The organism is Rhodocista pekingensis (genome assembly GCF_042665545.1).
GTDB classification, from domain to species: Bacteria; Pseudomonadota; Alphaproteobacteria; order Azospirillales; family Azospirillaceae; genus Rhodocista; species Rhodocista pekingensis.
On sequence record NZ_JBHTCM010000010.1, the window covers coordinates 732,989 to 756,621 of the forward strand.

Below are 23,633 nucleotides of genomic sequence, written 5' to 3' on the forward strand. Positions count from 1 at the left end.
CATGCTTCTGCCGCTGCCCGCCGGGGCCGAGACCCTGCTGATCCTTCTGCTGGCCCTGCTGCTGGACGCCTTCCTGGGCGACTGGCGGCTTCTGAACCGGTACATCCCCCGCCCGCGCGCGCTTGCGGCCCGGGCGGGGGACTGGCTGGACCGGCGGCTGAACCGCATCGAGCGGTCCGATGCCACCCGCCGCCTGCGCGGCCTCATCACCGTCCTTTTCCTGATGCTGGCCGCCCTGGTCGTGGGCACCGCCGTCACGGTGGTGGCCCGGCTGCTGCCCTATGGCTGGATGCTGGAGCTACTGCTGGTGCTGCGCTGCGTGGCGGTGCGGCAGCCCTGGGTCGGCATGCGCGGCGTGCTGGACGCCCTGTCCGGCCCCGACGCCAGCCTGGAGGCCGGCCGCTCCGCCCTGGCCGAGATCAGCGACCGCCAGAGCTGGCGTCTGGACCTGCACGGCGTCGTCCGCGCCGCTGCCGAGGCCGGCGCGCGCGATCTGGCCCGGCGGGTGGTGGCGCCCGCCTTCTGGTACGCGCTGCTGGGCCTGCCGGGGATGCTGGCCTGGACCGTGGCCGATGCACTGTCTGCTGCGATCGGCCACGACACCCCGCGCTATGCCGATTTCGGCGCCGCCGCGGCGCGGACGGGCCGGATCATGGGCTGGCTGCCCGCCCGGCTGACGGGGGTCCTGCTGGCGCTGTCCGCGCTGTTCGTGCCGGGGGCACAGGGGCTGGGCGCCGTGCGCGCCATGCTGTCCACGGCCCCCGGGCACCCCGCACGCGACGACGCCTGGCCCGTGGCCGCCCTGGCCGGGGCGCTGGACCTGTCGCTGGCCGGACCGCGGCGGGAGGGCGACATGGTGGTGAAGGAGCCCTGGCTGGGCGATGGCCGCGCCCGCGCCCAGCCGGCCGACCTGCGGCCGGCGCTGGTGCTCTACCATGTCACGGTGATGCTGACGGGCCTGCTGGCCGGGGCCGCGGGTCTGGCCCTGCTGCGCTTCGGGCCCGTCTGGTGACGGGCCCGGGCAGCGGCGGCTACTGGTTCAGGACGCTGGCGAGGGCCTGCGCCTCGGGCCGGTAGAAGGCCCGGTCCAGCAGGATGCCGCGGGGGCTGGTCTCCTGCCGGTAGAAGCTGTTGTTCCATTCCGTGCGCGGCGCGATCACGGAGCCTTCGATCGCCGCCCCGCCGAACAGGCCCGAACTCTTGGCGTAGACATAGATGTCGGCACCGATGCCGACGCCGTAGCCGGCACCGACCGCCGTGCCCAGCTCGCCCACCGCCACGTTCGCGTCCGCCCCCAGCTTGACCTTGCGGTCGATCACCGCCTCCAGGCCCTTCTGGGTCATGATGACGAGCATCATCTGCGAGGACTGGCCACCGAACTGGAGGCCGAAGCTGGCCTCGGCCATGGTGTAGAAGGCGGGACCGGACCAGGCACCGTCGTCGCCGCGGGCGACCAGTACCCCGGTGCCGCCGCCGCCGCCCAGGAAGAAGCCCGCCTGGATCACGTTCGGCAGGATCATCACTGCCCGCGACCGCTGCACCAGCGACTTCAGGGTGGCGTATTCCGGATCGGTCAGCAGCGTCAGCGCCGTCACACGGGCACGCTCGACCAGCAGTTCCGGTTCCGTCAGCGCGTGCGCCGGACGCGCCGGTGCCAGCAGCACCAGCAGCAGAAGCCCCAGCAGGGCCGCACCCAGCCTTCTCATCGCCAGCCCTCTCATCGGCGGTCTCCCTCCACTCCCAAAGACAGACGGCATTGCCGCCCCGACTACCACATCCGCGACCGGCGGCCCACCCCGGAGCGGGCGTCGGTCGGGAGGGACGAGGCTGGCCGGCGAAGGCGGCGGATGCGGGGCCTCATCGCGGCGGAAGATTGACCGCGACCACGCGCCAGGTTCCCGCCACCCGGTCCAGACGGGAGAGATGCAGGCAATCGGCGCACAGGGCCAGCATGCTTTCGGGGGTCAGCGAAAGGGCGTGCCCGACCGCCGCCCGGATGGCGCCCGCATGCGCCACGGCGACGATGTCGCGCCCCGCATGCAGCGCCGACAGCCGGTCCACGGCGCGGCCGACCCGGTCCGCCACGGCGGCGAAGGACTCCCCGCCCGGCGGGGCGGCGCGGGCCGGCGCCTCCCAGAAGCGGTCCACGCCCGGCTCGCCGGACAGGTCGGCATGGGTGCGGCCCTGCCACGCGCCGAAATGCTGCTCCATCAGCTCGGGCTCGGCCACCAGCGCCGGGGCGGGCGTCTCTCCGTCCCCGCGCAGCGCCAGCAGGGCCTGCGCCGTCTCCCGCGTGCGGCGCAGCGGCGTGACCAGCCAGACCGCGTCCGTCGGCAGGCGCGGGGCCAGCGCCGCCAGCCCGTCCCGGTCGGAGAGGTCCGCCGGCAGGTCGAGCTGCCCGGCGATGACACCGGGCGCGGCGGCCACCGGGGCATGCCGCACCCACCACCAGCGGGTGGCGACGAAGGGGGCTCCCGTCACCGCCGCCTCACGCCGCCGTCACGGAGATGAGGGCCAGCAGGAAGGCGATCTCCCCCACCTGCTGCGCGGCCCCCAGCACGTCGCCGGTGACGCCGCCGATCTGGCGCAGCGCCAGCCGTCCGACCAGGACCGTGGCCAGCGTGGCGGCGGCCAGCACGGCCAGCCCGTACAGGCCCGAGTCCAGATGCATCTGCCCCAGCGCCGTGGCGCCCAGGCTGAACCCGATGAAGGCGGCGGTCAGGGCGCGGGCGCTGTTGGGCTTGCCCATGGAGGCGGAGACGCCGCCCTGGCGGGCCTCCGGCAGGGCGAGCTTCAGCAGCGGCATCACCCCGCGGGTGAAGGCGTGCGCACCGATCAGGGCCAGCGCCACCGTCCGCGGGTCCGCCAGCGTGGCCAGCGCCCCGCCCCGGAGCAGCACCGCCAGCAGCAGCGCCACGCCGCCATAGGTGCCGATCCGGCTGTCCTTCATGATCTCAAGCTTGGACGATCTGTCGCGCCCGCCGCCGAACCCGTCGGCGACGTCGGCCAGCCCGTCCTCATGCAGCGCCCCGGTCAGCCAGACCAGCGCCGCCAGCGCCAGCAGGGCCGAGAGCGTGGGCGGCAGGCCCGCCGCGTCGGCGCCCCAGTAGACCAGCCCGCCCGCGGCGCCGATCAGGGCGCCGACGATGGGGAACCAGGTCATGGCCCGCTGGTGCAGGTCGGCCGTCCATTCACCCCGGAAGGGCAGCGGCACCCGGGTCAGGAAGATGATCGCCGCGGTCAGTTCCGCGAGGGCAGAGGGCGGCCGCGGCCGTGTTGCATCGGTCATCCGTCCGGTATACGGGAGGAGCGCCGCCGCCGCCAGCGCCGTTCCAGCCCTTCAGGGGGGAGCCGCCTGCCCCGACGGATGACGACAACCCATCAGGACGTGACATGCCCTCCGACAGCGCCCCGGTTCCCGCCACCCTGGACGAAATCCGCCGCATCCTGCCCGAGATGCCGGGCCCCGACCTGGAAGCCGGCACGGCCGCCATGCAGCGGGAGGTGCAGCTCGTGAAGCCCCGCGGCTCACTGGGCCGGCTGGAGGAGCTGACGCACTGGCTCGCCACCTGGCAGGGCCGCACCCCGCCGACGCTGAACCACCCCCGCATCGCCGTCTTCGCCGGCAGCCACGGCGTCGCCGCCCAGGGTGTCTCGGCCTTTCCGCCCTCGGTCACGGCGCTGATGGTGCAGACCTTCGTCAACGGCGGTGCCGCCGTGAACCAGCTCGCCCGCGCGGCGGATGCCGACCTGCGGGTCTACGAGCTGGACATCGAGCACCCGACCGCCGACTTCACCCAGGGCCCGGCCATGGACGAGGGCGCCTGCGCCCAGGCCATGGCCTACGGCATGATGGCGGTGGAGCCGGGCATCGACCTGCTCTGCCTGGGCGAGATGGGCATCGCCAACACGACCAGCGGCGCCGCCCTGTGCGCCGGCCTGTTCGGCGGCGATCCGGTCGACTGGGTGGGCCGCGGCACCGGCATCGACGACGAGGGGCTGGCGCGCAAGCGGGCCGCCGTGGCCGCCGGGCTGAAGGCGAACCCCTCGGCCCTGACGGACCCGTTCGAGACGATGCGCTGCCTGGGCGGGCTGGAGCTGGCGGCCATCGCCGGCGCCGTCATCGCTGCCCGCATGGCGCGCGTGCCGGTGCTGCTGGACGGCTACACCTGCACCGCCGCGGCCGCCATTCTCTACAAGGCCGACCCGAAGGCGCTGGACCACTGCGTCGTCGCCCATTGCAGCGCCGAGCCCGGCCACCAGCGCCTGCTGAAGGCGATCGGCAAGGAGGCGCTGTTCGACTTCGGCATGCGCCTGGGCGAGGCGTCAGGGGCCGCGCTGGCGATCCCGGTGCTGCGGGCGGCGCTGGCCTGCCACACCGGCATGTCCACCTTCCAGGAGGCGGGCGTCGCCGGCGGGCAGGGCTGACGGATCGGCACAGCAAGGGACAAGGACGGAGGGGCGGGGCCGTAGCGGCGGCTCCGCCCTTTTCCTGTCCGGCGCCCGGTTCCGGCCGGATCGGCACCCGCAATCCAGTTCGAGTCGAACAGGTATACCGGATGTCTGAAACGCCAGAAAACCATATCTGGATTCAAGACAAAGCTAATTCGAAATCATCAACGAATTATAGTCACGCTTTTTACCACCTTTTTGCACCCCGTTATCTCACACACCCTGCGACAAAACTTCTTGGGTGTGCGATTTCGGCCTTATCTCACCCTTACGGATTAATCCTCAATTAGTGAACTACCCCGATCCTGTGGGGGCTCGGCAGGACCTGAACATCCGTTCGGAGATCCGATGTCGGCAGCCACGGCCTGCCCTTCCGCTTCCGGAAAGGACGGGCCGCCCGCAGACCACGGATTGGGACCGACCCATGTCTACTTACGTTTCCATCACGGATTTCGGCGCCCGCGGCGATGGCCGCACGGACAACAGGGCCGCCATCCAGAAGGCGCTGGACCACGCCAAGGCCACGGGCCAGGCGGTGTACGTTCCCGAGGGGAACTTTCTGCACAAGGGCGTGCTGAAGATCGACGGCGTGGACATCTACGGCGCCGGGGGCAAGTCCGTGCTGAAGGCGGTGGGAGCGGCCAGCTCCGACGCCCAGGCCCTGATCGTCAGCGGCGACGGCGCCTCCATCAAGAACCTGACGCTGGACAGCGACGCGACGACCCGGGGCGGCACCGGCAACAGCGCCAAGATCTGGGTTGTCGGCGCCAAGAATTTCGAGATCGACCACGTCACCATCAACAATTCCTTCGGTGCCGGCATCCTGGTCGGTAAGGAATCCGCCTTCGGGAAGGTGACGAACAACGCGGTGAAGAACACCAACGCCGACTCCATCCACTTCTACCAGGGCTCCCACGACATCCTGGTGAAGGGGAACCGGGTGGAGAATTCGGGCGATGACGGGATCGCCGTCGTCAGCTATGCCAAGAACGCCGCCTGGACCCAGGACATCACGATCGAGAACAACACGATCGTGAACAACCACTGGGGCCGTGGCATCAGCGTCGTCGGCGGCCAGGACGTGGTGATCCGCAACAATCTGGTGGACGGCAACAAGAACGGGGCCGCCGGCGTCTACATCGCCTCCGAACCGGCCTACGACACCTGGGGCGTCAAGAACGTCGTCGTCGAGAACAACACCATCAAGAATGTCGGCGGCTACAGCACCGGCCACGGCGCCGTGATGATCTATTCCGGCACCAGCCGGATGGTCGAGGACATCATCGTCCGTAACAACCAGATCCTGGATGCCGAGAAGAACGGCATCTTCGTCCGCGGCGACAGGATCGACGACATCCGCCTTGAGAAGAACCTGATCGAGGACTCCGGCGCCGCCCCCATCGCCATCTCCGGCAAGGCGACGGACGTGGTGCAGACCGGCAACGTCACCGACCGCGCCGCCTGGAAGCCGTCGGGTTCCAGCCCGGTGGAGCCGGTGCCCACCCCCGATCCGGTCGTCACCCCGCCGCCCGCGCCGACCCCGACGCCGGAAGCGAAGACGCTGGCGGTCACGGTCTACGCCGCGGGCGACGACTACAAGGGCGACCCGCAGTTCCGCCTGCTGGTGGACGGCAAGGCCTTCGGCAGCGCCCAGACGGTGACCATGGACCGCGGCGACGGCTGGCAGCAGTTCAAGTTCAACCTGCCCGCCGGGACCGACCCGAACCGCATCAGCGTCGAGTATTTCAACGACCTGTACGGCGGCAAGGGGATGGACCGGAACCTGGAGATCGACAGGATCGTCGTCGGGAACCAGACCTTCGATCCGGGCAAGGCCGGCTTCCTGACCGGCGACGGCCAGATCAAGGTCGTCCTGCCGGCCGACGCGCCCGCTCCGACGCCGGCCCCTGCTCCGACGCCGACACCTGCTCCGGCACCGCTCAAGGTGACGGTCTACGCCGCCGGCGACGCCTACAAGGGCGATCCGCAGTTCCGCCTGCTGGTGGACGGCAAGGCCTTCGGCAGCGCCCAGACGGTGACGATGGACCGCGGCGACGGCTGGCAGCAGTTCAACTTCAACCTGCCCGCCGGGACCGATCCCGACCGCATCAGCGTCGAGTATTTCAACGACCTGTACGGCGGCAAGGGGATGGACCGGAACCTGGAGATCGACAGGATCGTCGTCGGGAACCAGACCTTCGATCCGGGCAAGGCCGGCCTCCTGACCGGCAACGGCCAGCTCCATTTCGATCTGCCGGACAGCCCGGCGCCGGCTCCCGCGCCCGTCCCGGCGCCGACGCCCAAGCCGGTTCCCGCACCGACGCCGGCTCCCAAGCCGGTGCCGGTGACCGTCTACGCCGCGGGCGACGACTACAAGGGCGACCCGCAGTTCCGCCTGCTGCTGGACGGCAAGGCCTTCGGCAGTGCCCAGACGGTGACCATGGACCGCGGCGACGGCTGGCAGCAGTTCAAGTTCAACCTGCCCGCCGGGACCGACCCGAACCGCATCAGCGTCGAGTTTTTCAACGACCTGTACGGCGGCAAGGGGATGGACCGGAACCTGGAGATCGACAGGATCGTCGTCGGGAACCAGACCTTCGATCCGGGCAAGGCCGGCTTCCTGACCGGCAACGGCCAGGTCCACTTCGACGTGACGAAGGTGGACTTCATCGGGCTGGCCGGACTCGCCACCCACGCCGATCTCTGATCCGGCAATCCGCCGGGGCGTGTCGACGGACGAAGGGGCGGGCCGACGTGCCCGCCCCTTCACCGTCTTTCCCACTCCTGCCCGCCCATCCCTGCCCGCCATCCCTGCCCGGACGGGACCCGCGGTTCAGAACATCCAGGCGTCAGAACATCCGGCCGCCGTCCGGCACCGGCAGGTCCGGGCGCAGCAGCACCACCTGACCGTCCGGGTCGGGCACGCCCAGCACCAGCACCTCGCTCATCACCGGGCCGATCTGGCGCGGCGGGAAGTTGACCACCGCCACCACCTGCCGCCCCACCAGCCCCTCGGGCGTGTAGTGCCGGGTGATCTGGGCGGAGGACTTCCTGATCCCCAGCGGCGCGCCGAAATCGACCCACAGCCGGATCGCCGGCTTGCGCGCCTCCGGAAAGGGTTCCGCCTGCACGATGGTGCCGACGCGGATGTCCACCTTGAGGAAGTCGTCGAAGCCGATGCGCGCGGGCGTGCTGTCAGGGGGCGTGCTGTCAGGGGGCGTCTGGCTCATGCGGCGTGTCCCGGCGGGGGTGGCGCCCCGGCGGCTGCCGCCGTCAGGCCTCCACGCGGTTGGTCGGATTGCCGATCATAGCCAGGAACTCCCGCCGCGTCGTCGGGTCGTCGCGGAAGGCGCCCAGCATGCGGCTGGTCACCATGCTGACGCCCGGCTTGTGGACGCCGCGGGTGGTCATGCACTGGTGCGACGCCTCGACGACGACGGCGACGCCCAACGGCTGCAACACCTCGTCGATGCTGTTGGCGATCTGCGAGGTCATCTTCTCCTGAATCTGGAGGCGCTTGGCATAGACCTCGATGACCCGCGCCAGCTTGGAGATGCCGACCACCCGCTTGCGCGGCAGATAGGCGACATGGGCCTTGCCGATGATCGGCACCATGTGGTGCTCGCAGTGGCTCTCGAAGCGGATGTCGCGCAGCACCACCATCTCGTCGTAGCCGTCGGTCTCCTCGAAGGTGCGGGAGAGCAGCTCCACCGGGTCCTCGTGGTAGCCGGCGAAGAACTCCTCGTAGGAGCGGACCACGCGGTCCGGCGTGCCCAGCAGCCCCTCGCGCCCGGGATCGTCGCCGGCCCAGCGGATCAGGGTGCGGACGGCGGCCTCCGCCTCGGCCCGGGTCGGGCGCTCCAGAGCGGCGGCGGCGCGGCGGCCGTGCGCGGGGCCGGGAACGATCATGCCGGCGGTCGTCTTGCTGGGGCTCACCTGCGGCCTCCTCTTCCTTGGTCTCGTCTCGTGTCTCTTCTTCATACGCTGCGCGGAAACGGGCGCCCTTGCCATTTCACAGGCCCCGTATCCCGCGGGCGGGCCGGCCCCCTCCCGGGGCGACGGCCTGCCCTGCACAAAGGTGGACCACCCACCGGGGCTTTCAAGCGCACGACGGATCGGAAGCGGTAGCCGGCGTCTGCCCCCGATGGACAGCGCCGGACGGGCGGCGCCGCCGGCTCAGTTCGGGCGGCTGCGGCCGTGCGGGCTGTCCAGGGAGAAGGCGGGAATGCGCACCTCGAACGCCTCGCCCGCCGCGGTGACCATGCCGTAGCTGCCGACCATGAAGCCCGACGGCGTGGGCAGCGGCGTGGCGCTGGTGTACTCGAAGGCGTCGCCGGGGCGCAGCACCGGCTGCTCGCCGACGACGCCCGGCCCGCGCACCTCCTGCAAGCGGCCCTGTGCGTCGGTCACCCGCCAGTGCCGGGTGCGGAGCTGCACCGTCTCCACCCCCTCGTTCTCGATCCGCACATGGTACGCCCAGACGAAGCGCCGTTCCCCGGGCTGCGACTGCTGCGCCAGATATTCCGGCCGGACCGTGACCCGGACCGAGCGTGTGACCTCGCTGTACATCATCCCTCCCCGGCCCTGCCCGGCCCTCACCGGCCTGCTCCGCGCCCCTCGTCGCACCGACGCGGACCCCCGCCCGGCGCGCAACGGCCCTGCGGTAAATTGGGTCTTGCGCGGGGGTCGGCAGCAGGTCATATAGGCCGCACGGCATAACTGCTGAAGAGCCGCGCCATGCTGCGCCCCGCCTCACTCCGACGACGACCGGACGGTCGCCCGCTCCGCGGGCGGACGGACCGCACGCCCGGGTGCTGACGGCGCACAACGCGCGACAGGAGCCCGGGACCAGGTGCCTTGCACCGCTTACCGATACCGGGATCTCCCCCTCCGATGATGATCGCTCCCGAGCAGCCGCAGCACGCCGCCGGCATCGAATCCCTCCTGGACGACGCCTTCGGCGCCAAGCGCCATGCCAAGACCGTGTACCGCCTGCGCGCCGGGATCGAGCCGGTGGCCGGGCTCAGCTTCGTCGCCACGGATGAGGACGGCCGGCTGGTCGGCACCATCCGCTACTGGCCGGTGCTGGTCGGCGGCGCCACCCCCGCCATCCTGCTGGGCCCGATCGCCATCCATGCGGACTGGCGCAGCAAGGGACTGGGCGGCACGCTGATCCGCTACAGCCTGGACCGGGCGGCGGAGCAGGGCCACCGCATCGTGCTGCTGGTGGGCGACGCGCCCTACTATGCCCGCTTCGGCTTCACGCGGGAGAACACGCTGGACCTGTCGCTGCCGGGTCCGGTGGATCTCGACCGCTTCCTCGGGCTGGAGCTGGTCCCCGGCGCGCTGGCCGGCGTCTCCGGCCTGGTCGGCCGCGCCGACGGCAGCAGCGCCCCGGCGGATGAGCAGGACGGCCTGCCGGCCGAGGCGGCCGACGGCAACCGTGCCGGCGAGCTTGCCGGCCCGCTTCCCCTGCCGCCCGCGCCCATCTTGTCCGCCGCGGTGTTGCCCGCCACGGTGCTGCCGCCGCCCGACCTCGGCCCCTCCGCCTCCCCCCACCGGCCCCGCCGCTCCGCCCGCCGCTGAGCGGTCGGCAGGAGAGGCACCGGACACCCCACGCGGGTGCTTGAACCGGCCGCCGGAAGGCCCTATAAGGACGGAGCGGCGCGGGTGTAGCTCAATGGTAGAGCAGAAGCTTCCCAAGCTTACGACGAGGGTTCGATTCCCTTCACCCGCTCCAGTCTTTTCAAGGGCTTAGCGCCCGTCCTCCCCGAAATTGCGCGTATGGAAAGTACGGAAAACTTCGGTTTCCCGTGGCGATTTTGCGCGTTGGCAAGCCCCCTCCAGTCAGGGTAGCTACGGCCCGATCGACGGGTGAGCGCTCATTCCATGGGCATGACGGGTTGCTCTTTATGGAGCGCTTGGCGGCCAGGCCCGCCGGGACGGCAGCATTGAGACAATTCTGCTGGACCGGGCAGGGGGAGCGGGGCTGGTCTGATACGGGAATTCAGTCCGGGCCTCGAACGCCCCCCCGAACCTCCGACAGTCTTGACCTGATCAGAGACGGCCAGCAGCCCCGTGAAGGGAATCGCGTAGCATATGATCCGATTTGAGAACATCACCAAGCAGAGCGGTCACCGACTCCTCTTCCTGGAAGCGTCCGCCGCATTGAACAGGGGGGAGAAGGTCGGCCTGGTCGGTCCCAACGGTGCCGGCAAGACCACGCTGTTCCGGATGATCACCGGCGAGGAGTCACCGGACGAGGGCCAGGTGTCGATCGAGAAGCAGGTCTCGATCGGCTATTTCAATCAGGATGTCGGCGAAATGTCCGGCCGGACCGCGGTGGCGGAAGTGATGGACGGAGCCGGGCCGGTCAGCACCGTGGCGGCGGAACTGGCCGAGCTTGAAGCAGCCATGTGCGATCCCGATCGCGCCGCCGATATGGACGCGATCATCGCGCGCTACGGCGAGGTGCAGGCGCGGTTCGAGGAACTGGGCGGTTACGAGCTGGAGGGACGGGCACGGGAGGTTCTCGCCGGGCTCAGCTTCAGCCAGGAGATGATGGACGCGGACGTGGGCAACCTGTCCGGCGGCTGGAAGATGCGGGTGGCCCTTGGCCGCATCCTGCTGATGCGGCCCGACGCCATGCTCCTGGACGAGCCGAGCAACCACCTGGATATCGAAAGCCTGATCTGGCTGGAGCAGTTCCTGAAGGCCTACGATGGCGCCCTGTTGATGACCTCGCATGACCGCGAGTTCCTGAACCGTATCGTCGGCAAGATCATCGAGATCGATGGCGGGTCGCTGACCAGCTATTCCGGGGATTACGCATTCTACGAGCGGCAGCGTGCCCTGAACGAAAAGCAGCAGCAGGCACAGTTCGAACGGCAGCAGGCCATGCTGGCCAAGGAGATCAAGTTCATCGAACGCTTCAAGGCCCGGGCCTCGCACGCGGCCCAGGTGCAAAGCCGGGTGAAGAAGCTGGACAAGATCGAGCGTGTCGAGCCACCGAGACGCCGCCAGATCGTGGCGTTCGACTTCCGGCCGGCGCCCCGCTCGGGCGACGATGTGGCCGTCCTGAAGAACGTGCACAAGGCTTATGGCAGCCGCACCATCTATCACGGGTTCGACCTGACGATCCGGCGCAGGGAGCGTTGGTGCGTGATGGGCGTCAACGGTGCCGGCAAATCCACATTGTTGAAGCTGGTGGCCGGTACCACAGCACCGGATCACGGCACCGTCGCCATCGGTGCCAGCGTCAAGATGGGCTATTTCTCCCAGCATGCGATGGAGCAGCTCGACGGCGGTCACACCGTTTTCGAGGCCCTGGAAGCTGCATTCCCCCTGGCGAACCAGGGGTCGCTCCGCGCCCTTGCCGGCTGCTTCGGCTTTTCCGGAGATGACGTGGAAAAGAAATGCCGCGTCCTGTCCGGCGGGGAGAAGGCGCGGCTGGTGATGGCGATCATGCTGTTTGATCCGCCGAATTTCCTGGTCCTCGACGAACCGACCAACCATCTCGATCTCGATACCAAGGAAATGCTGTTGACGGCGTTGGCCGCCTATGAGGGCACCATGCTGTTCGTCTCGCACGACCGGCATTTCCTGGCCGCGCTTTCCAACCGTGTGTTGGAACTGACGCCCGATGGTATCCACCAGTATGGCGGCGGCTATACGGAGTACGTGGCGCGGACCGGGCATGAAGCGCCTGGACTCCGCAGCTGAACGGGAACAAGCCGGGGGCCAAGGCGACGCCGAATCCAGGCGGTCGTCAGCAGTTCATGGGTCGTTCTTCGCCAGTGATGCGCCAAGTGACCGCCGGCGGCCTTCGGCGGCGTTGCCCCAGACACATGTTCGCAAGGGGGCTGGTTTTCGAACATGTCCGGCGTCACATGTGCAAACCGCCCTCCATCATTCTACCGCTGCCGCCCCGGCGGAGTTGGAAATCAAGGCCGTCCTCCGCGCCGCAGCGGATCGTCGGAGGACGGCAATTGCCTGGGGCGCCGGGCGGACTGGCAGGAGTGAATGCTCGAACGACATCGCCGGTTGGGAGGGATCTCACGGGTCGTCGGAGACATCCGTATCGGGAGCTTGTCCGACGACGGCGATGCCGAACCGGTCGGGGTTCTGGCCGACCTCCCGCGCCCAGACCTCGATGCACTCGGTAAGGACTGCGCGCTCGTCGTCATAGAGCCGGGTGCGGCCATCCAGGAGAGCGGCACGCCATTTCTCGCCGCGCTCCCACGCCTCCGCCCAGGCCTCGCCGATTTCAAAGGCACGGCGTGTCTGCCGGTGGGCCCGGATCAGCGCCCCGGCCTGGGCGGCGTCCTTCGCGCTCTTGATCAGGCCCTCCGGGTCGGTGCGGCGCTTGGCGCAGACGATGATCTTGTGGACAGCGAACCGATGGGGCGCGGGCACCAGAACCGGGATCCCGGCGCGGTGCAGCACGGCCGCCCGGACCGGCTGCCGCAGCAGGAAGTCGAGATACCGTAACGGGGTTGCCCCCGCCCCTCCCAACGCGGGCATGGGCGCGGGCCGCCCGGCGACGGCGTCGCTGGTCCGGTTCGGCGTCAGGAACTCGACCTCGAACCGTCTGGCATTCTGGAACTTCGTCGATCGCGTCGGGTCCTCCAGATGGGGAACAGGCCGGAAGGTCGGATCGACTCCCCTCAGCACCTCCAGGATCGGCGGCAGGCTGTCCTCGACCAGCAGCGAAATGCCGTGGAACTGCGCGAAATCGAGATCGCCTGTCCGCATCTGTTCACCGGGCAGCCGGACCCCGAGGAGACCGGAGCAGGTCTGGAACGCGGCCGTGCCGACCAGCACGCCCCGGAGCCGGAAAATGCCCGCCCTCCACAGCGCCTCGATGATGTCGCCGGACAGCGGATCGGTCGATGGCAGCCCCCCGGCGATGAGCGCCGAAACCATCTGCCGGCGCTCGGCGGCATCCGCCTTGATGTGCCTGAATCCCTCCACACGGCGCGCCAGATCCGGATCGGTCTCCGGCCCGACATATTTCTGCCTGCGCCGGTCGCCGTCGGCAGACTGGAAGTACCAGTACCGCCGGTCACCGCGGGACTTCAGGAGGAACTGGCCATGCTCCGGGAAATCCTGGTCGAACTGCGCGTCCAGCCCCCGCTGCACGAGGTCGGCGTACAGGGTCTGGATCGGCAGGCTGATCTCAGGAAGAGGGGGCCGTGCGTGCATGATCTTGCCATCTGAACCGCCACATGATGGCATATAGCATGAAAATCCATATCTGTCAGATGATTAGGCGATTGCCATCACACTGATGATTTCGAGGGCAATGCGGGTCGCCCGCCCGCTCACGGATCGAACAGCAGGCGGGTGGTGCTGTCGCCGGGCGCGGGGAGGATCAGCTCGCCCTGGAGCTGGCGGGCGAGGGCGTCGGCGATGACCAGCCCCAGGCTGCCGCCGCCGGGGCCGGTCCCGCGCGCCGGCATGCCGGGGCCGTCGTCCGACACGGTCAGCTCCAGCCGGCCCGACGGCAGCCGCCCCAGCGTCACCGCGACGAGCCCGCCTGACCGGCCGCGGAAGGCGTGCTTGAGCGAATTGGTGATCAGCTCCGTCAGCAGCAGCGACAGCGTCGTCAGCCGGCCGAGGTCGAAGCGGATGTCCGCCGCCTCCACCCGGCAGGCGATGCCGCCGGCCCCGGCGGCGTCCAGCAGGTCGGCGCAGAGCGTGCGCAGATACTCCTCCAGCGGCCGGTCCAGCGCCGCCGGGTCGTGCAGCAGCCGGTGCAGCCGGCCGATCACCTCCAGCCGGCGCACGGCCTCGTCGAACACGGCCGGGGCCGCCGCGGGATCGGCCGCCACCTGCTCCCGGTTCAGGGCCAGCAGGGCGCCGATGAAGGCCAGGTTGTTGGCGGCGCGGTGTTGCAGTTCGGCGAACAGGGTGCGCTGGCGCTCGGCCAGCGCGGCGGACAGCTCGCGCTCCGCCGCCAGCCGGGCCCCGGCGCGGCGCATGGCGTGGATGATGGCGATGTCCACGCCGACGATGAAGACGTAGAAGCCCAGCGCCAGCGCCGTGTTCCCCGTCAGCCCGAAACTGTCGTAGGGCGGGATGAACCAGTACCAGGCCGCCAGCCCGCAGAGCCCGGCGCAGAGCACGCCCGGCCCCGTGCCGGCGATGAAGGAGGTCAGGATCACCGCCGGGAAGAAGGTCAGATAGGGGAAGCCCGGCGGCAGCGAGCCGTCCAGGCCCCAGCGCAGGGCCAGGGCGGCAAGGAAGGCGAGACCCGCGAGCCCGTGCCCGCGCCACGATCCCGGCGGCAGCGCGCGCAGGAAGAAGACACCCGTCCGCGACACTCACCCCTCCGCTCGGACCGCGCACCGGAAACACGGGGCCGCTCCCCCGGACCGCCACCATGCCAGGACGGCGGGCTCCGCGCCTGCCGAATCCGGCCCGCGGCGCGTGCCTGCCCCGGATGCGCAGGGTCCGCGCGGCTGTCCCGCCCCCCACCCGCCGGGGGTGCGACGTCCGGCCCGCTGCCCGTCCGGAAGGCGAAAACCGGCCCGGACTGCGGCGGGCCGGCAACAGAGCCCCGGAAAAGCGCGGATTCCGTGGCGTCCGCCCGGAAAGGTCCGTGGACAGCGGCGTTGCCGCCTCCCCATAAGCAGCGACAGCCGCGACGCGGCCGAACCAACAAGGGAGCACACACCATGCAGAAGGCTGATCTCGCCGAGGCCGTGGCCCAGGCGACCGGGGCCAGCAAGGCGGCAGCGGCGAAGACCGTGGATGCCATCTTCGACGCCATCCAGCAGGCGCTCGCCAAGGGCGAGGATGTCCGGCTGACCGGTTTCGGCACCTTCTCCGTTTCCGAGCGCGCCGCCCGCGAGGGCCGCAACCCGCAGACCGGCGCGACCATCCAGATCGCCGCCTCCAAGCAGCCCAAGTTCACGGCCGGCAAGGCCCTGAAGGACGCGGTCAACGGCTGAAGGCCGCCGCTCCCGCCGGCTCCCGCGCCGGCGGGGGCCCCTTCCCGTGCCCGCGGTGCCGACCGGCCCCGGGCACCGCAGCGCCCCGGCCCTTCGCCCGATCCCTTTCAGCTCGCCCCCAGCGCCCGCAGCATCGCCGGCGTGTCCAGGTGGGTTTCCAGCGCCGCCACGCGGCCGTCGCGGAAGCTCCAGACCTGCACGGCCGCCAGGGCGAAGGGTGGACCGCCGCCCGCCACCCGGCCGCGCACCGTGCCCACGGCAACGACCCGCTCGCCGGCGTCGATCAGGCGCTCCGTCTCCATCACGGCCTCCACCGAGCGGCCCAGTTTCAGGGTGTACTCCAGGAATTCCGCCAGTCCCCGGTAATGCCCGCCCCAGGGCAGCAGGCTGGACTGGTAGACCTGGATCCCGGGGTGGACGAGGGCGCGGATCGTGTCCATGTCCTTGCGGGCCAGCGCGGCGTGCAGGGTCAGAACCGTTTCGACGGTGCCGGTGGCGGGCATCGGGGAACCTCGGAACCTCCGGGGGCGGACCGCAGCGGGCGGGAAACCGCTTGCGGCGGAGGCGGGGGCTGCGGACAATTCCACCCCGCAAGAACGCGGGTGCTGACGGACGGGCGATCGCTGGTTACCATGGCGTGCGCGGTCCCGCACAAGCGCTTAAGCAGGATAGACGGTCCTTGACAGGGTAAAGGTGTAATCAGGTGAGCAAGGCGCTTGAGATCCTGAAGGGTTACCCCGCGCCGACCCCGCGCGAGGAGTCGGTGCTGAACGAGATTCTGGAACGGCTGGGCCAGGGACGGCTGGCGCCGGAGGACGCGGTGGAACGGATCATGGAGCGGCTGGACTGGCCGCTGGACCGCGCCGCCGCCGAGGTGGACGCCTATCTGGACTGACGCCGCCCCGGACTGACGCTGCTCCGGACTGACGCTGCTCCGGGCCGGGACCGTCGGGTCCGGCCGGCCAAGGGTGCCGCGTGGTTCAGGCGGCCCGGTCGCCCGTCGCGTCGCCCTTGACGATGCGCAGTGTCCGCCCCTGCGGGCGCGGCACCGACGGGCCGGCCAGACCGACATGGGCGCGCAGATCGGCTCCCCCCAGGCGCAGCGCCACCGCCAGCAGCAGCACCGGCAGGAGCAGCATCGCCGCGGCCCCCGGCCCGTGCTGGAGCAGCCAGGTCACGGCGACAGCCCCGACGGCCCCGGCGCCGACGGCCAGCATCACGATCACCCCCAGCCAGGCCCAGGGACGCCCGCGGACCAGCCCCGCCAGCAGCACCCCCGTGCCCGCCGCGGCTGCCAGCGACAGCGCCGCCAGGACGGGCAGGCCCCCGCGGCCGATCCCGTCGAGGCCACCCTCCGCCCACACCACCAGCAATGCGGCCGGGGCCACCACGATCGGCGCCAGAGCGCTGGCCGCCATCTGCACGGGCCAGGGCGACTTCGCCCAGGGGATCCGGTCGCGCCCCGTCCCGGACCTGCCCGGCTCCTCCTGCCCCGGCCACCCCTTGCCCGGCCACCCCTTGCCCGGCCAATCGCTGCCTGGTTCCTGCCTGCCCATGGTCGCCTCCCCCGTTGCCCGGTCGCGCGTCCGGCGTGCCTGCTTGCAGAATGAAACACTCCCGGAGCGCAGGCAAGGCGCTGGCCGGCACGATTCCGGGCGGGGCCCCGGTCGGTCGGACCCGGTTGCGCCCGTCCGAAGGCCGGACAGGGTGCCGGAGAGGGGGCCGCCGGGACTTCCCCGCCCCCGCACCCTGCCATAGAGTAACTGCTCTAAAGGCCGGCGGCACAATGCCGGCACGGTCGCCCGTGGAAGCACCGGCGCGGCCGCACAGGGAGGAGGACGGGCATGGACGCACGGATCGAGGTGCCGGAGACCCGCCGCGGGGACGCGGCCGGGGCGGGAACCGCCGGCGGTGAGGAGGCGGCGGAGGTCTGCATCGTCGGCACCGGCTTCGCCGGCATGGGGGCCGCCATCCGGCTGAAGCAGGCCGGCATCGGCCCCGTCGTCCTGCTGGAGGCGGCGGGCGACGTGGGCGGCACCTGGCGGGACAACACCTATCCCGGCTGCGCCTGCGACATCCCCAGCCACCTCTATTCCTTCAGCTTCGCGCCCAAGGCGGACTGGACCCGGATGTACCCGCCGCAGGCGGAGATCCAGGACTACATGCGGGACGTGGCGCAGCGCTTCGGGCTGCTGCCGCAGATCCGCTTCCACGCCGCGGTGACGGACTGCACCTATGACCCGGCGGCGCGTCTGTGGCGGGTGCGCTGCGCCGACGGGCGCCGTGTCGCGGCGCGGTTCCTGATCCTGGGCCTGGGCGGGCTGTCGCGGCCGGCCCTGCCGGACATCCCCGGCCGCGGGAGTTTCCAGGGCCGGGCCTTCCATTCGCAGCAGTGGGACCACGGCTACGACCTGACCGGCAAGCGGGTGGCGGTGATCGGCACCGGCGCCAGCGCCATCCAGTTCGTGCCGCGGATCGCCCCGCAGGTCGCGCGGCTGCACCTGTTCCAGCGCACCCCGCCCTGGATCATGCCGCGGCCGGACCGGCCCATCGGCCCTTTCGAGCGGGCGGTCTATCGCCATGTGCCGGGGGCGGCGTGGCTGCGCCGGGCGTCGATCTACTGGTGGCAGGAATCGCTGGCCGTCGGCTTCACCCTCTATCCCGGCCTGCTGCGCCGGTCGGAACAGAAGGCGAAGGACCACATCGCGGCCCAGATCCCCGATCCGGAGCTGCGCCGCAAGGTGACGCCCGACTTCCATATCGGCTGCAAGCGGGTGCTGATCTCCGACGACTACTACCCGGCCCTGACCCGCCCCACCGTGGAACTGGTCACCGATACGGTCCGGGAGATCACCCCGACCGGCATCGTCACCGCCGACGGGGTGGAGCGCGCGGTGGACTGCATCGTCTACGGCACCGGATTCCGCGCCACCGACTATCTGGCGCCGCTGCGGGTGATCGGGCCGGACGGGGTGGACCTGAACGAACGGTGGCGCGACGGGGCGGAGGCGCATCTGGGCACCACCGTGGCCGGTTATCCCAACCTGTTCCTGATGACCGGCCCCAACACGGGGCTGGGGCACAATTCCATCGTCTTCATGATCGAGGCGCAGCTCAACCTGGTCTTGGACCTGCTGCACCGGGTGCGCGACAGCGGCGCCCGCACGGTGGAGCCGCGGGCCGAGGTACAGCGCCGTTTCAATGATGCCGTGCAGGAGCGGATGCGCCGCACCGTCTGGATGTCCGGCTGCCGGAGCTGGTATCTGGATGCCCAGGGACGCAACACGACATTGTGGCCGGGTTTCACGGTGGACTACTGGCGCCGCACCCGCCGGGCCGTGCCGGGCGACTATCTGCTGGACGCGCCGCACCCCGTTCCGGCCGTTGCCGCGGACACGACGGTTGCCGCGGACACGACGGACGTCGGCGGCCACGCTGACGACGCGGGACGGGCGGACAGGGCGGAAGCGCTGATTGATTAGATTTTTCTTAAATGCCCGGAAGGGATCGCGGCGGCGCCCCTGTGCCGGCCGCGGTCCGGTCCATTGGTATAGGACATAATAATCTATGCGGAAGAGAGGCGCGCGGGCGAATACTTGTCCTGGTCCTGGGCAGGCCGCATTGGCTAAAGTGCGCCGCGTTCCCGTTGCCACAGGCATTCATCCGTGCCCACCGATCACCTTGACAGTTCCGCCATGTCGCCTGAGGCGACGCGATTCGCGCAGGCCTGCCTCTCCCTGAGGAACGAGGGCCTGCTGCGCAAGTCCGCCTTCCGGGCGGAGAACCTGCCGGTGGACCTGCTGCCCAACGTGGCCATCCTGGACTGGGCACCACCGGAGAACCTCCGGGTGCGGCTGGCGGGCACGGCCCTCTGCACCAGCTACGGGCGCGACATCACCGGGCTGGACGTGCTGGAGCTGCCCAGCGGCCTGCCCCCGGAGCACAACCGCGACGCCCTGATGCAGGCGCTGCGCACGCCGGACCTGACGGCGCATCTGGTCAGCTTCCAGCATGGCGGGATGACCGTGGCCTATGAGCGGCTGGCGCATCCGCTGGTGGATACCGAGGGCACGGCGCGCTGGCTGGCGGTCTGGGTCAGGCTGCGGCCGGGCCTGACCCGGCCCGTCTTCATGGGGCTGGTCGGCGAGGACTGACCGGGCCGACGCGGGTCCGGCGGCGGTCAGCAGGCACAGAACGCCTCCACCATCTCGATCAGCAGCCGCCGCGGATTGACCGGCTTGGAGACCCGGCGGGCCTGGCGCAGCACGGGATCGGCGGTCGCCATCGTCTCGTACCCCGTCACCAGCAGGAACGGGATGTTGCCGTCGCAGAGGCGCTGCGCCACCGGCGTGGAAAGCTGGCCGTTCAGATTGCCGTCCAGGATGGCCGCGTCCGGCACCTGGTCGTCCAGCAGCAGCAGCGCCCGCTCCACCGACGGCGCCGGGCCGATCGGCACGCAGCCGAGCCCCGTCAGCATGTCCTCATAGGCGAGAGCGATCAGCATCTCGTCCTCGACGACGAGGATGCGCTTGTTGCGCAGGCAGGAGGGGTCGGCGGCGGTCAAGGCGTCACGCTCGGTCCATGATTCTCTCCCGGCCCAACCGGGGCGGGGAACCGGAGTTCCCAGCACAGCCCGTCCTCCTCCGGGTAAAGGTCGGCGCGGCCGCCCAGCTCCAGATCGGCGGCCCGTCGGATCAGGCGGGTGCCGAAGCCCTCGACCGGATCGTGCGGGGGCCGCCCGCCCCGTTCCCGCCAGGTCAGCCGGATGCCGCCGTCCGTCGGGTCCCGCCGCCAGGCCAGGTGCAGCCGTCCCGCCGGGGCCGACAGCGCGCCATGGCGCAGCGCGTTGCTGGCCAGCTCGTACAGCACCAGCCCCATGGCCACGGCCTGTTTCGGCGGCAGGGTGACGGCCGGTCCCTCGATGCTGACGCGCCCCTCATGGGGCGCCAGCTCCTCCTCGGCCAGGGCGCGCAGGTCCACGCCGTTCCAGTGCGCCCGCAGCACCAGCCCGTGGGCACGGGCGAGCGCCTCCAGCCGGCCCTGGAAGGCGTCGCCGAACTCCGCCAGGGTCGCGGCGCGGCGCAGGGTCTGGGCGGCCAGCACCTGCACCACGGCGAGGGTGTTCTTGACCCGGTGGCTCAGCTCCGAGGCCAGCAGGCGCTGACTCTCCGCCGCCCGCAGCCGCTCGGCCACGTCCTCGAAGGTGCTGACGGCCAGGACGATGCCGCCCTGGGCGTCGCGGATGGGGGCGGCGCTCACCTCGAAATGGGTCAGGCGGCCGTCGCCGCGGCGGTAGCGCATCGGCTCCCGCTCGATCCTCTCGCCGTCGCGGGCGGCGCGGGCGATGGGATAGCGCTCCGGCGGCCGGGGCGATCCGTCGGCCTCCAGCGCGCCATAGTGGACGTAGCCGCTGATGTCGGCGGAGGGCAGCAGCGGATGGCCCAGCAGGGCCACGGCGCGGGCATTGTGGAACAGCAGCGCGCCCGACGGGGCCGCGGCGACGGCGACACCGACCGGCATCTGTTCGATGATGGCGCGCAGCCGCGTCTCGCTGTCGCGCAGGTCCTGCTCGGCCTGCTTGCGCGCGGTGATGTCCAGATGGGTGCCGGTGGCGACCAGAGGACCGCCCGCGGCGTCACGCTCGACGACGCTGCCGGTGTCCAGCACCCAGATCCAGTGCCCGTCCCGGTGGCGCAGCCGGTGCTCGCAGACATAGAGGGGGGTGCGTCCCTCCAGATGGTCGTTCAGCGCGGCGAAGATGCGGGGGCGGTCCTCCGGATGGGTCAGCCTCTCCCAGGCGCTGACATGCGGTTCGATCTCCGTGCGCCGGTAGCCCAGCATGCCGGCCCAGCGGTCGTCGAACGCGACCGCGCCCGTCACCACGTCCCAGTGCCAGGAGCCCAGGCCGGCGCCGCGCAGCACGACCTCCAGCCGGTCCCTCGCCCGGCGCAGATCGGCGGCGATGGCCTCGCGCTCGGTCAGGCTGTCGCGCGCCCGCCACTGCCGGCGTCGGGAGCGCCGGGCGAAGGCGACGATGGCGCACAGATCCGCGTCGCGCACCGGCCGTTCCAGCCGCAGCGCGGCGGCAAGGACGGCGGGCGGGGCGGGTGGTCCACCGGGACCGGCCAGCAGCACGACGGGGAACTCCGACCAGACCGGCTGGGCGGCGGTCCAGGCGGCCAGCCGCGCCAGCGCCGGCCCGGCCAGCGCCTCCTGCGCCAGCACCGCCGCCGCCGCGCCCTCGATCCGGTCCAGCACCTCGTCAAGGTCGGCGCAGACCGTCACCGGCCCCTGCCCCGTCCGCTCCAGCAGGGCGGCGATGGTGCGGGTTTCGGCCTCGCCGGCGGCGAGAAGCAGCACGGGCGCCGGCGCCTCCGGTGACGTCTGGTCTGCCGCCGAGCCGGACCTCTTGCGCCGAGCCATGATGTCCTGTCGCTGTCCCACCGGCCGGAGGCCGGTCGCGGGATCCTGCCCATAACATGCCCATGTAGGCAGGTGCGACAGAATTGCCGCGGCTGCGGCCGCCGCAATGGAGGTATCGGACCATCGGGCGGACAGAGGTGGCGCCGGTCCTACCAGCTCAGCAGGGCGCGCAGCCGGGGGGTCTTCTTCATCTGGTGCCCGGCCATGCGGCCCAGCAGCCGGTCCAGCGCGGCGACCGCCTCGGCCACATGCTCGCCCTTGTTCAGCATGACGCATTCGGCGCGTGAGGCCATGGCGGCGTCGGTCATCTCCCCGCGTGTCGGCAGGCCCTTCTTCACCAGCGTCTCCAGCACCTGGGTCGCCCAGATGACGGGGACATGCGCCGCCTCCGCCAGCCAGAGGATCTCCTCCTGCATCTCGGCGGTGCGCTCGAAGCCCAGTTCCACGGCCAGATCGCCGCGGGCGATCATGATGCCGAAGGGCTGCCGGCCGGCGGCGGCGACGATGATGCCGGGCAGGTTGCGCACCGCCCGCGGCGTCTCGATCTTGGCCACCAGCCCCAGGCGCCGCCAGTCGTCCGGACGGCGGCGGCGCAGTTCCTCCTGCAAGGCGTGGACGTCCTCGGCCGACTGCACGAAGCTGTAGCCGATCAGGTCCGCATGCGCGGCCACGAAGTCCAGGTCGGCGCGGTCGTCGTCGGTCAGGGCGGCCAGCCCCAGTTCCGTGTCCGGGAAGTTCAGCCCCTTCTCCGGCTTCAGCCGGTGCCCGTCGGGGGGCGCGTGCTCGACCCGCAGCAGCAACCCGTCCGGCCCGGCGGCGGCGACCACGGCGCCGACCCGCCCGTCGTCGATGAAGACCCGGTGGCCGGGCCGGGCGCAGGCCAGCACGTCCGGGATGGTGCAGGTGGCCTGGTGCAGCGGCGCGTCGCGCCGCGGGAACGCGGCCGCGGCGGTCAGCAGCAGCGGGTCGCCGATGCCGATGCGCCGGTCGCCGGCCGGGCCCAGGATGCTGCCGGTGCGCACCTTCGGCCCGGCCAGATCCATCAGCACCCGCACGCGCCGGCCCGCGGCGGCTTCCGCCGCGCGCAGGTTGGCGATCATGCGACCCCAGGCGTCGGGACTGTCATGGGCGCAGTTGATCCGCACCGCGTCCGTCCCCGCCTCCACCAGCCGGCGCATCAGGGCGGGGTCGGTCGCCGCCTCGGGCGGCAGGGTGACCAGGATGCGGACCTGCCGGGGACCGTCGGGCCGCGGCCCGAACAGCTCGACCGCGTTGCGCGCCAGCAGGCGCTCGCCGCGGAAATAACGGCGCGCTCCGGGAAAGGCGCCCGGCCGCGGCGCCCCCGCGATGGCAGCCAGCGCCGCCGCCACGGCGTCCAGGTTGGCGCGCACCCGGGCCTCGCAGCGGCCCAGGCTGGACAGGCCCCAGGGCATCAGCGCCGTCTGCAACGGCCGCAGGTCGTGCCGGCGCAGCGCCAGATAGTCGGCGAAGTTGACGGCGGACAGCCGGAAGGGCCGGCGCTCCACCCGGTCGCCCCAGCCGGCCAGGACCGCCGCCGCTTCCGCCGCCACGCAGTCCCGCAGGCCCGAGACCAGCCCCAGCAGGGCGGCGGGCGATGCCGCGGCGGCGTGCGAGAAGTCCGGCGGATGGCAACCCGCTTCCGGCGGGAGGGGAACGGTATCCGGCATGGGGGGCCCGCTTCTGGATCGGTCCTCCCGTTCTAACAGCCCCCCATGACAGTCCGGTGACAGTGCCGCGCGCCCGTTCGTCCCGCGCCTCTCCCTCCAGGCGGGTCAGCCCCTC

Annotated in this window: 22 protein-coding genes and 1 tRNA gene; 10 read left to right on the forward strand and 13 right to left on the reverse strand. The window is 71.2% G+C overall.

Features of this window, described 5'->3' with window-relative positions:
- Window position 1: 1 nt before the first annotated feature.
- Window positions 2–1,012, forward strand: a complete 1,011-nt coding sequence (locus ACFQPS_RS11705; protein ID WP_377359163.1) for a CobD/CbiB family cobalamin biosynthesis protein — start codon at window positions 2–4, stop codon at window positions 1,010–1,012.
- 19 nt (window positions 1,013–1,031) lie between these two features.
- On the opposite strand, the gene ACFQPS_RS11710 is transcribed toward ACFQPS_RS11705, so the two are convergent.
- The 3 genes from ACFQPS_RS11710 to cobS all read right to left on the reverse strand — a co-directional run bounded on the left by ACFQPS_RS11710 (window position 1,032) and on the right by cobS (window position 3,289).
- A complete protein-coding gene (locus tag ACFQPS_RS11710) occupies window positions 1,032–1,706 on the reverse strand; it encodes a lipid-binding SYLF domain-containing protein (protein ID WP_377359164.1) in 675 nt (224 codons plus the stop codon).
- Window positions 1,707–1,857: 151 nt separating this feature from the next.
- A complete protein-coding gene (locus ACFQPS_RS11715; protein ID WP_377359167.1) occupies window positions 1,858–2,481 on the reverse strand; it encodes a histidine phosphatase family protein in 624 nt (207 codons plus the stop codon).
- 7 nt (window positions 2,482–2,488) lie between these two features.
- Window positions 2,489–3,289, reverse strand: coding sequence for an adenosylcobinamide-GDP ribazoletransferase (gene cobS, locus ACFQPS_RS11720; protein ID WP_377359168.1), 801 nt, complete (start codon window positions 3,287–3,289; stop codon window positions 2,489–2,491).
- Window positions 3,290–3,393: 104 nt separating this feature from the next.
- Here cobS and cobT point away from each other — a divergent pair, with 104 nt between their 5' ends.
- Window positions 3,394–4,428 carry a nicotinate-nucleotide--dimethylbenzimidazole phosphoribosyltransferase gene (cobT, locus tag ACFQPS_RS11725; protein WP_377359169.1) on the forward strand — a complete coding sequence of 345 codons (1,035 nt, stop codon included), beginning with the start codon at window positions 3,394–3,396 and terminating at the stop codon, window positions 4,426–4,428.
- 448 nt (window positions 4,429–4,876) lie between these two features.
- On the forward strand, window positions 4,877–7,159 hold the full coding sequence (locus ACFQPS_RS11730) for a carbohydrate-binding domain-containing protein (protein ID WP_377359171.1): 2,283 nt from the start codon (window positions 4,877–4,879) through the stop codon (window positions 7,157–7,159).
- A 142-nt stretch (window positions 7,160–7,301) separates the two neighbouring features.
- Here ACFQPS_RS11730 and ACFQPS_RS11735 read toward each other — a convergent pair whose 3' ends face one another.
- The 3 genes from ACFQPS_RS11735 to apaG all read right to left on the reverse strand — a co-directional run bounded on the left by ACFQPS_RS11735 (window position 7,302) and on the right by apaG (window position 9,021).
- On the reverse strand, window positions 7,302–7,682 hold the full coding sequence (locus ACFQPS_RS11735; RefSeq protein WP_377359172.1) for a tRNA-binding protein: 381 nt from the start codon (window positions 7,680–7,682) through the stop codon (window positions 7,302–7,304).
- Window positions 7,683–7,725: 43 nt separating this feature from the next.
- Window positions 7,726–8,361 (reverse strand): GTP cyclohydrolase I FolE, encoded by a 636-nt coding sequence (folE, locus tag ACFQPS_RS11740; RefSeq protein ID WP_377359581.1) that lies wholly within the window; start codon window positions 8,359–8,361, stop codon window positions 7,726–7,728.
- 267 nt (window positions 8,362–8,628) lie between these two features.
- Window positions 8,629–9,021: a Co2+/Mg2+ efflux protein ApaG gene (gene apaG, locus ACFQPS_RS11745; RefSeq protein WP_377359174.1), complete on the reverse strand. Its 393-nt coding sequence runs from the start codon at window positions 9,019–9,021 to the stop codon at window positions 8,629–8,631.
- A gap of 324 nt (window positions 9,022–9,345) precedes the next feature.
- Here apaG and ACFQPS_RS11750 point away from each other — a divergent pair, with 324 nt between their 5' ends.
- The 3 genes from ACFQPS_RS11750 to ACFQPS_RS11760 all read left to right on the forward strand — a co-directional run bounded on the left by ACFQPS_RS11750 (window position 9,346) and on the right by ACFQPS_RS11760 (window position 12,174).
- The gene (locus ACFQPS_RS11750; RefSeq protein WP_377359176.1) at window positions 9,346–10,038 is read left to right on the forward strand and encodes a GNAT family N-acetyltransferase; all 693 of its coding nucleotides are present in this window, start codon (window positions 9,346–9,348) and stop codon (window positions 10,036–10,038) included.
- An 80-nt stretch (window positions 10,039–10,118) separates the two neighbouring features.
- Window positions 10,119–10,192, forward strand: a tRNA-Gly gene (locus ACFQPS_RS11755).
- A gap of 359 nt (window positions 10,193–10,551) precedes the next feature.
- Window positions 10,552–12,174, forward strand: a complete 1,623-nt coding sequence (locus tag ACFQPS_RS11760; protein ID WP_377359178.1) for an ABC-F family ATP-binding cassette domain-containing protein — start codon at window positions 10,552–10,554, stop codon at window positions 12,172–12,174.
- A 333-nt stretch (window positions 12,175–12,507) separates the two neighbouring features.
- On the opposite strand, the gene ACFQPS_RS11765 is transcribed toward ACFQPS_RS11760, so the two are convergent.
- Both ACFQPS_RS11765 and ACFQPS_RS11770 read right to left on the reverse strand, forming a co-directional pair.
- Window positions 12,508–13,656, reverse strand: a complete 1,149-nt coding sequence (locus tag ACFQPS_RS11765) for a nucleotidyltransferase family protein (RefSeq protein ID WP_377359180.1) — start codon at window positions 13,654–13,656, stop codon at window positions 12,508–12,510.
- A gap of 119 nt (window positions 13,657–13,775) precedes the next feature.
- Window positions 13,776–14,777: a sensor histidine kinase gene (locus ACFQPS_RS11770; protein WP_377359182.1), complete on the reverse strand. Its 1,002-nt coding sequence runs from the start codon at window positions 14,775–14,777 to the stop codon at window positions 13,776–13,778.
- A 354-nt stretch (window positions 14,778–15,131) separates the two neighbouring features.
- On the opposite strand from ACFQPS_RS11770, the gene ACFQPS_RS11775 reads away from it, so the two are divergent.
- A complete protein-coding gene (locus tag ACFQPS_RS11775; protein ID WP_012567561.1) occupies window positions 15,132–15,407 on the forward strand; it encodes an HU family DNA-binding protein in 276 nt (91 codons plus the stop codon).
- A gap of 107 nt (window positions 15,408–15,514) precedes the next feature.
- Here ACFQPS_RS11775 and ACFQPS_RS11780 read toward each other — a convergent pair whose 3' ends face one another.
- The gene (locus ACFQPS_RS11780) at window positions 15,515–15,910 is read right to left on the reverse strand and encodes a nuclear transport factor 2 family protein (protein WP_377359184.1); all 396 of its coding nucleotides are present in this window, start codon (window positions 15,908–15,910) and stop codon (window positions 15,515–15,517) included.
- A 200-nt stretch (window positions 15,911–16,110) separates the two neighbouring features.
- Here ACFQPS_RS11780 and ACFQPS_RS11785 point away from each other — a divergent pair, with 200 nt between their 5' ends.
- The gene (locus ACFQPS_RS11785) at window positions 16,111–16,302 is read left to right on the forward strand and encodes a hypothetical protein (protein WP_377359186.1); all 192 of its coding nucleotides are present in this window, start codon (window positions 16,111–16,113) and stop codon (window positions 16,300–16,302) included.
- A gap of 85 nt (window positions 16,303–16,387) precedes the next feature.
- Here the strand turns inward: ACFQPS_RS11785 and ACFQPS_RS11790 are convergent, their stop codons facing one another.
- Entirely contained in the window at window positions 16,388–16,825 is a 438-nt protein-coding gene (locus ACFQPS_RS11790; protein ID WP_377359187.1) for a hypothetical protein, read from the reverse strand.
- A gap of 426 nt (window positions 16,826–17,251) precedes the next feature.
- On the opposite strand from ACFQPS_RS11790, the gene ACFQPS_RS11795 reads away from it, so the two are divergent.
- Together ACFQPS_RS11795 and ACFQPS_RS11800 are read left to right on the forward strand one after the other, a co-directional pair.
- Entirely contained in the window at window positions 17,252–18,889 is a 1,638-nt protein-coding gene (locus ACFQPS_RS11795) for a flavin-containing monooxygenase (protein WP_377359188.1), read from the forward strand.
- Between the two features lie 183 nt (window positions 18,890–19,072).
- Window positions 19,073–19,561, forward strand: coding sequence for a PAS domain-containing protein (locus ACFQPS_RS11800; RefSeq protein WP_377359189.1), 489 nt, complete (start codon window positions 19,073–19,075; stop codon window positions 19,559–19,561).
- A gap of 26 nt (window positions 19,562–19,587) precedes the next feature.
- Here ACFQPS_RS11800 and ACFQPS_RS11805 read toward each other — a convergent pair whose 3' ends face one another.
- From ACFQPS_RS11805 to ACFQPS_RS11815, 3 genes are all read right to left on the reverse strand, one after another.
- A complete protein-coding gene (locus ACFQPS_RS11805) occupies window positions 19,588–19,971 on the reverse strand; it encodes a response regulator (RefSeq protein WP_377359191.1) in 384 nt (127 codons plus the stop codon).
- The gene (locus tag ACFQPS_RS11810) at window positions 19,968–21,767 is read right to left on the reverse strand and encodes a sensor histidine kinase (protein ID WP_377359192.1); all 1,800 of its coding nucleotides are present in this window, start codon (window positions 21,765–21,767) and stop codon (window positions 19,968–19,970) included. Before ACFQPS_RS11810 ends, ACFQPS_RS11805 begins: the two co-directional genes overlap by 4 nt.
- 212 nt (window positions 21,768–21,979) lie before the next feature.
- Window positions 21,980–23,518 carry a pyruvate kinase gene (locus ACFQPS_RS11815; protein WP_377359194.1) on the reverse strand — a complete coding sequence of 513 codons (1,539 nt, stop codon included), beginning with the start codon at window positions 23,516–23,518 and terminating at the stop codon, window positions 21,980–21,982.
- Window positions 23,519–23,633: the final 115 nt, after the last annotated feature.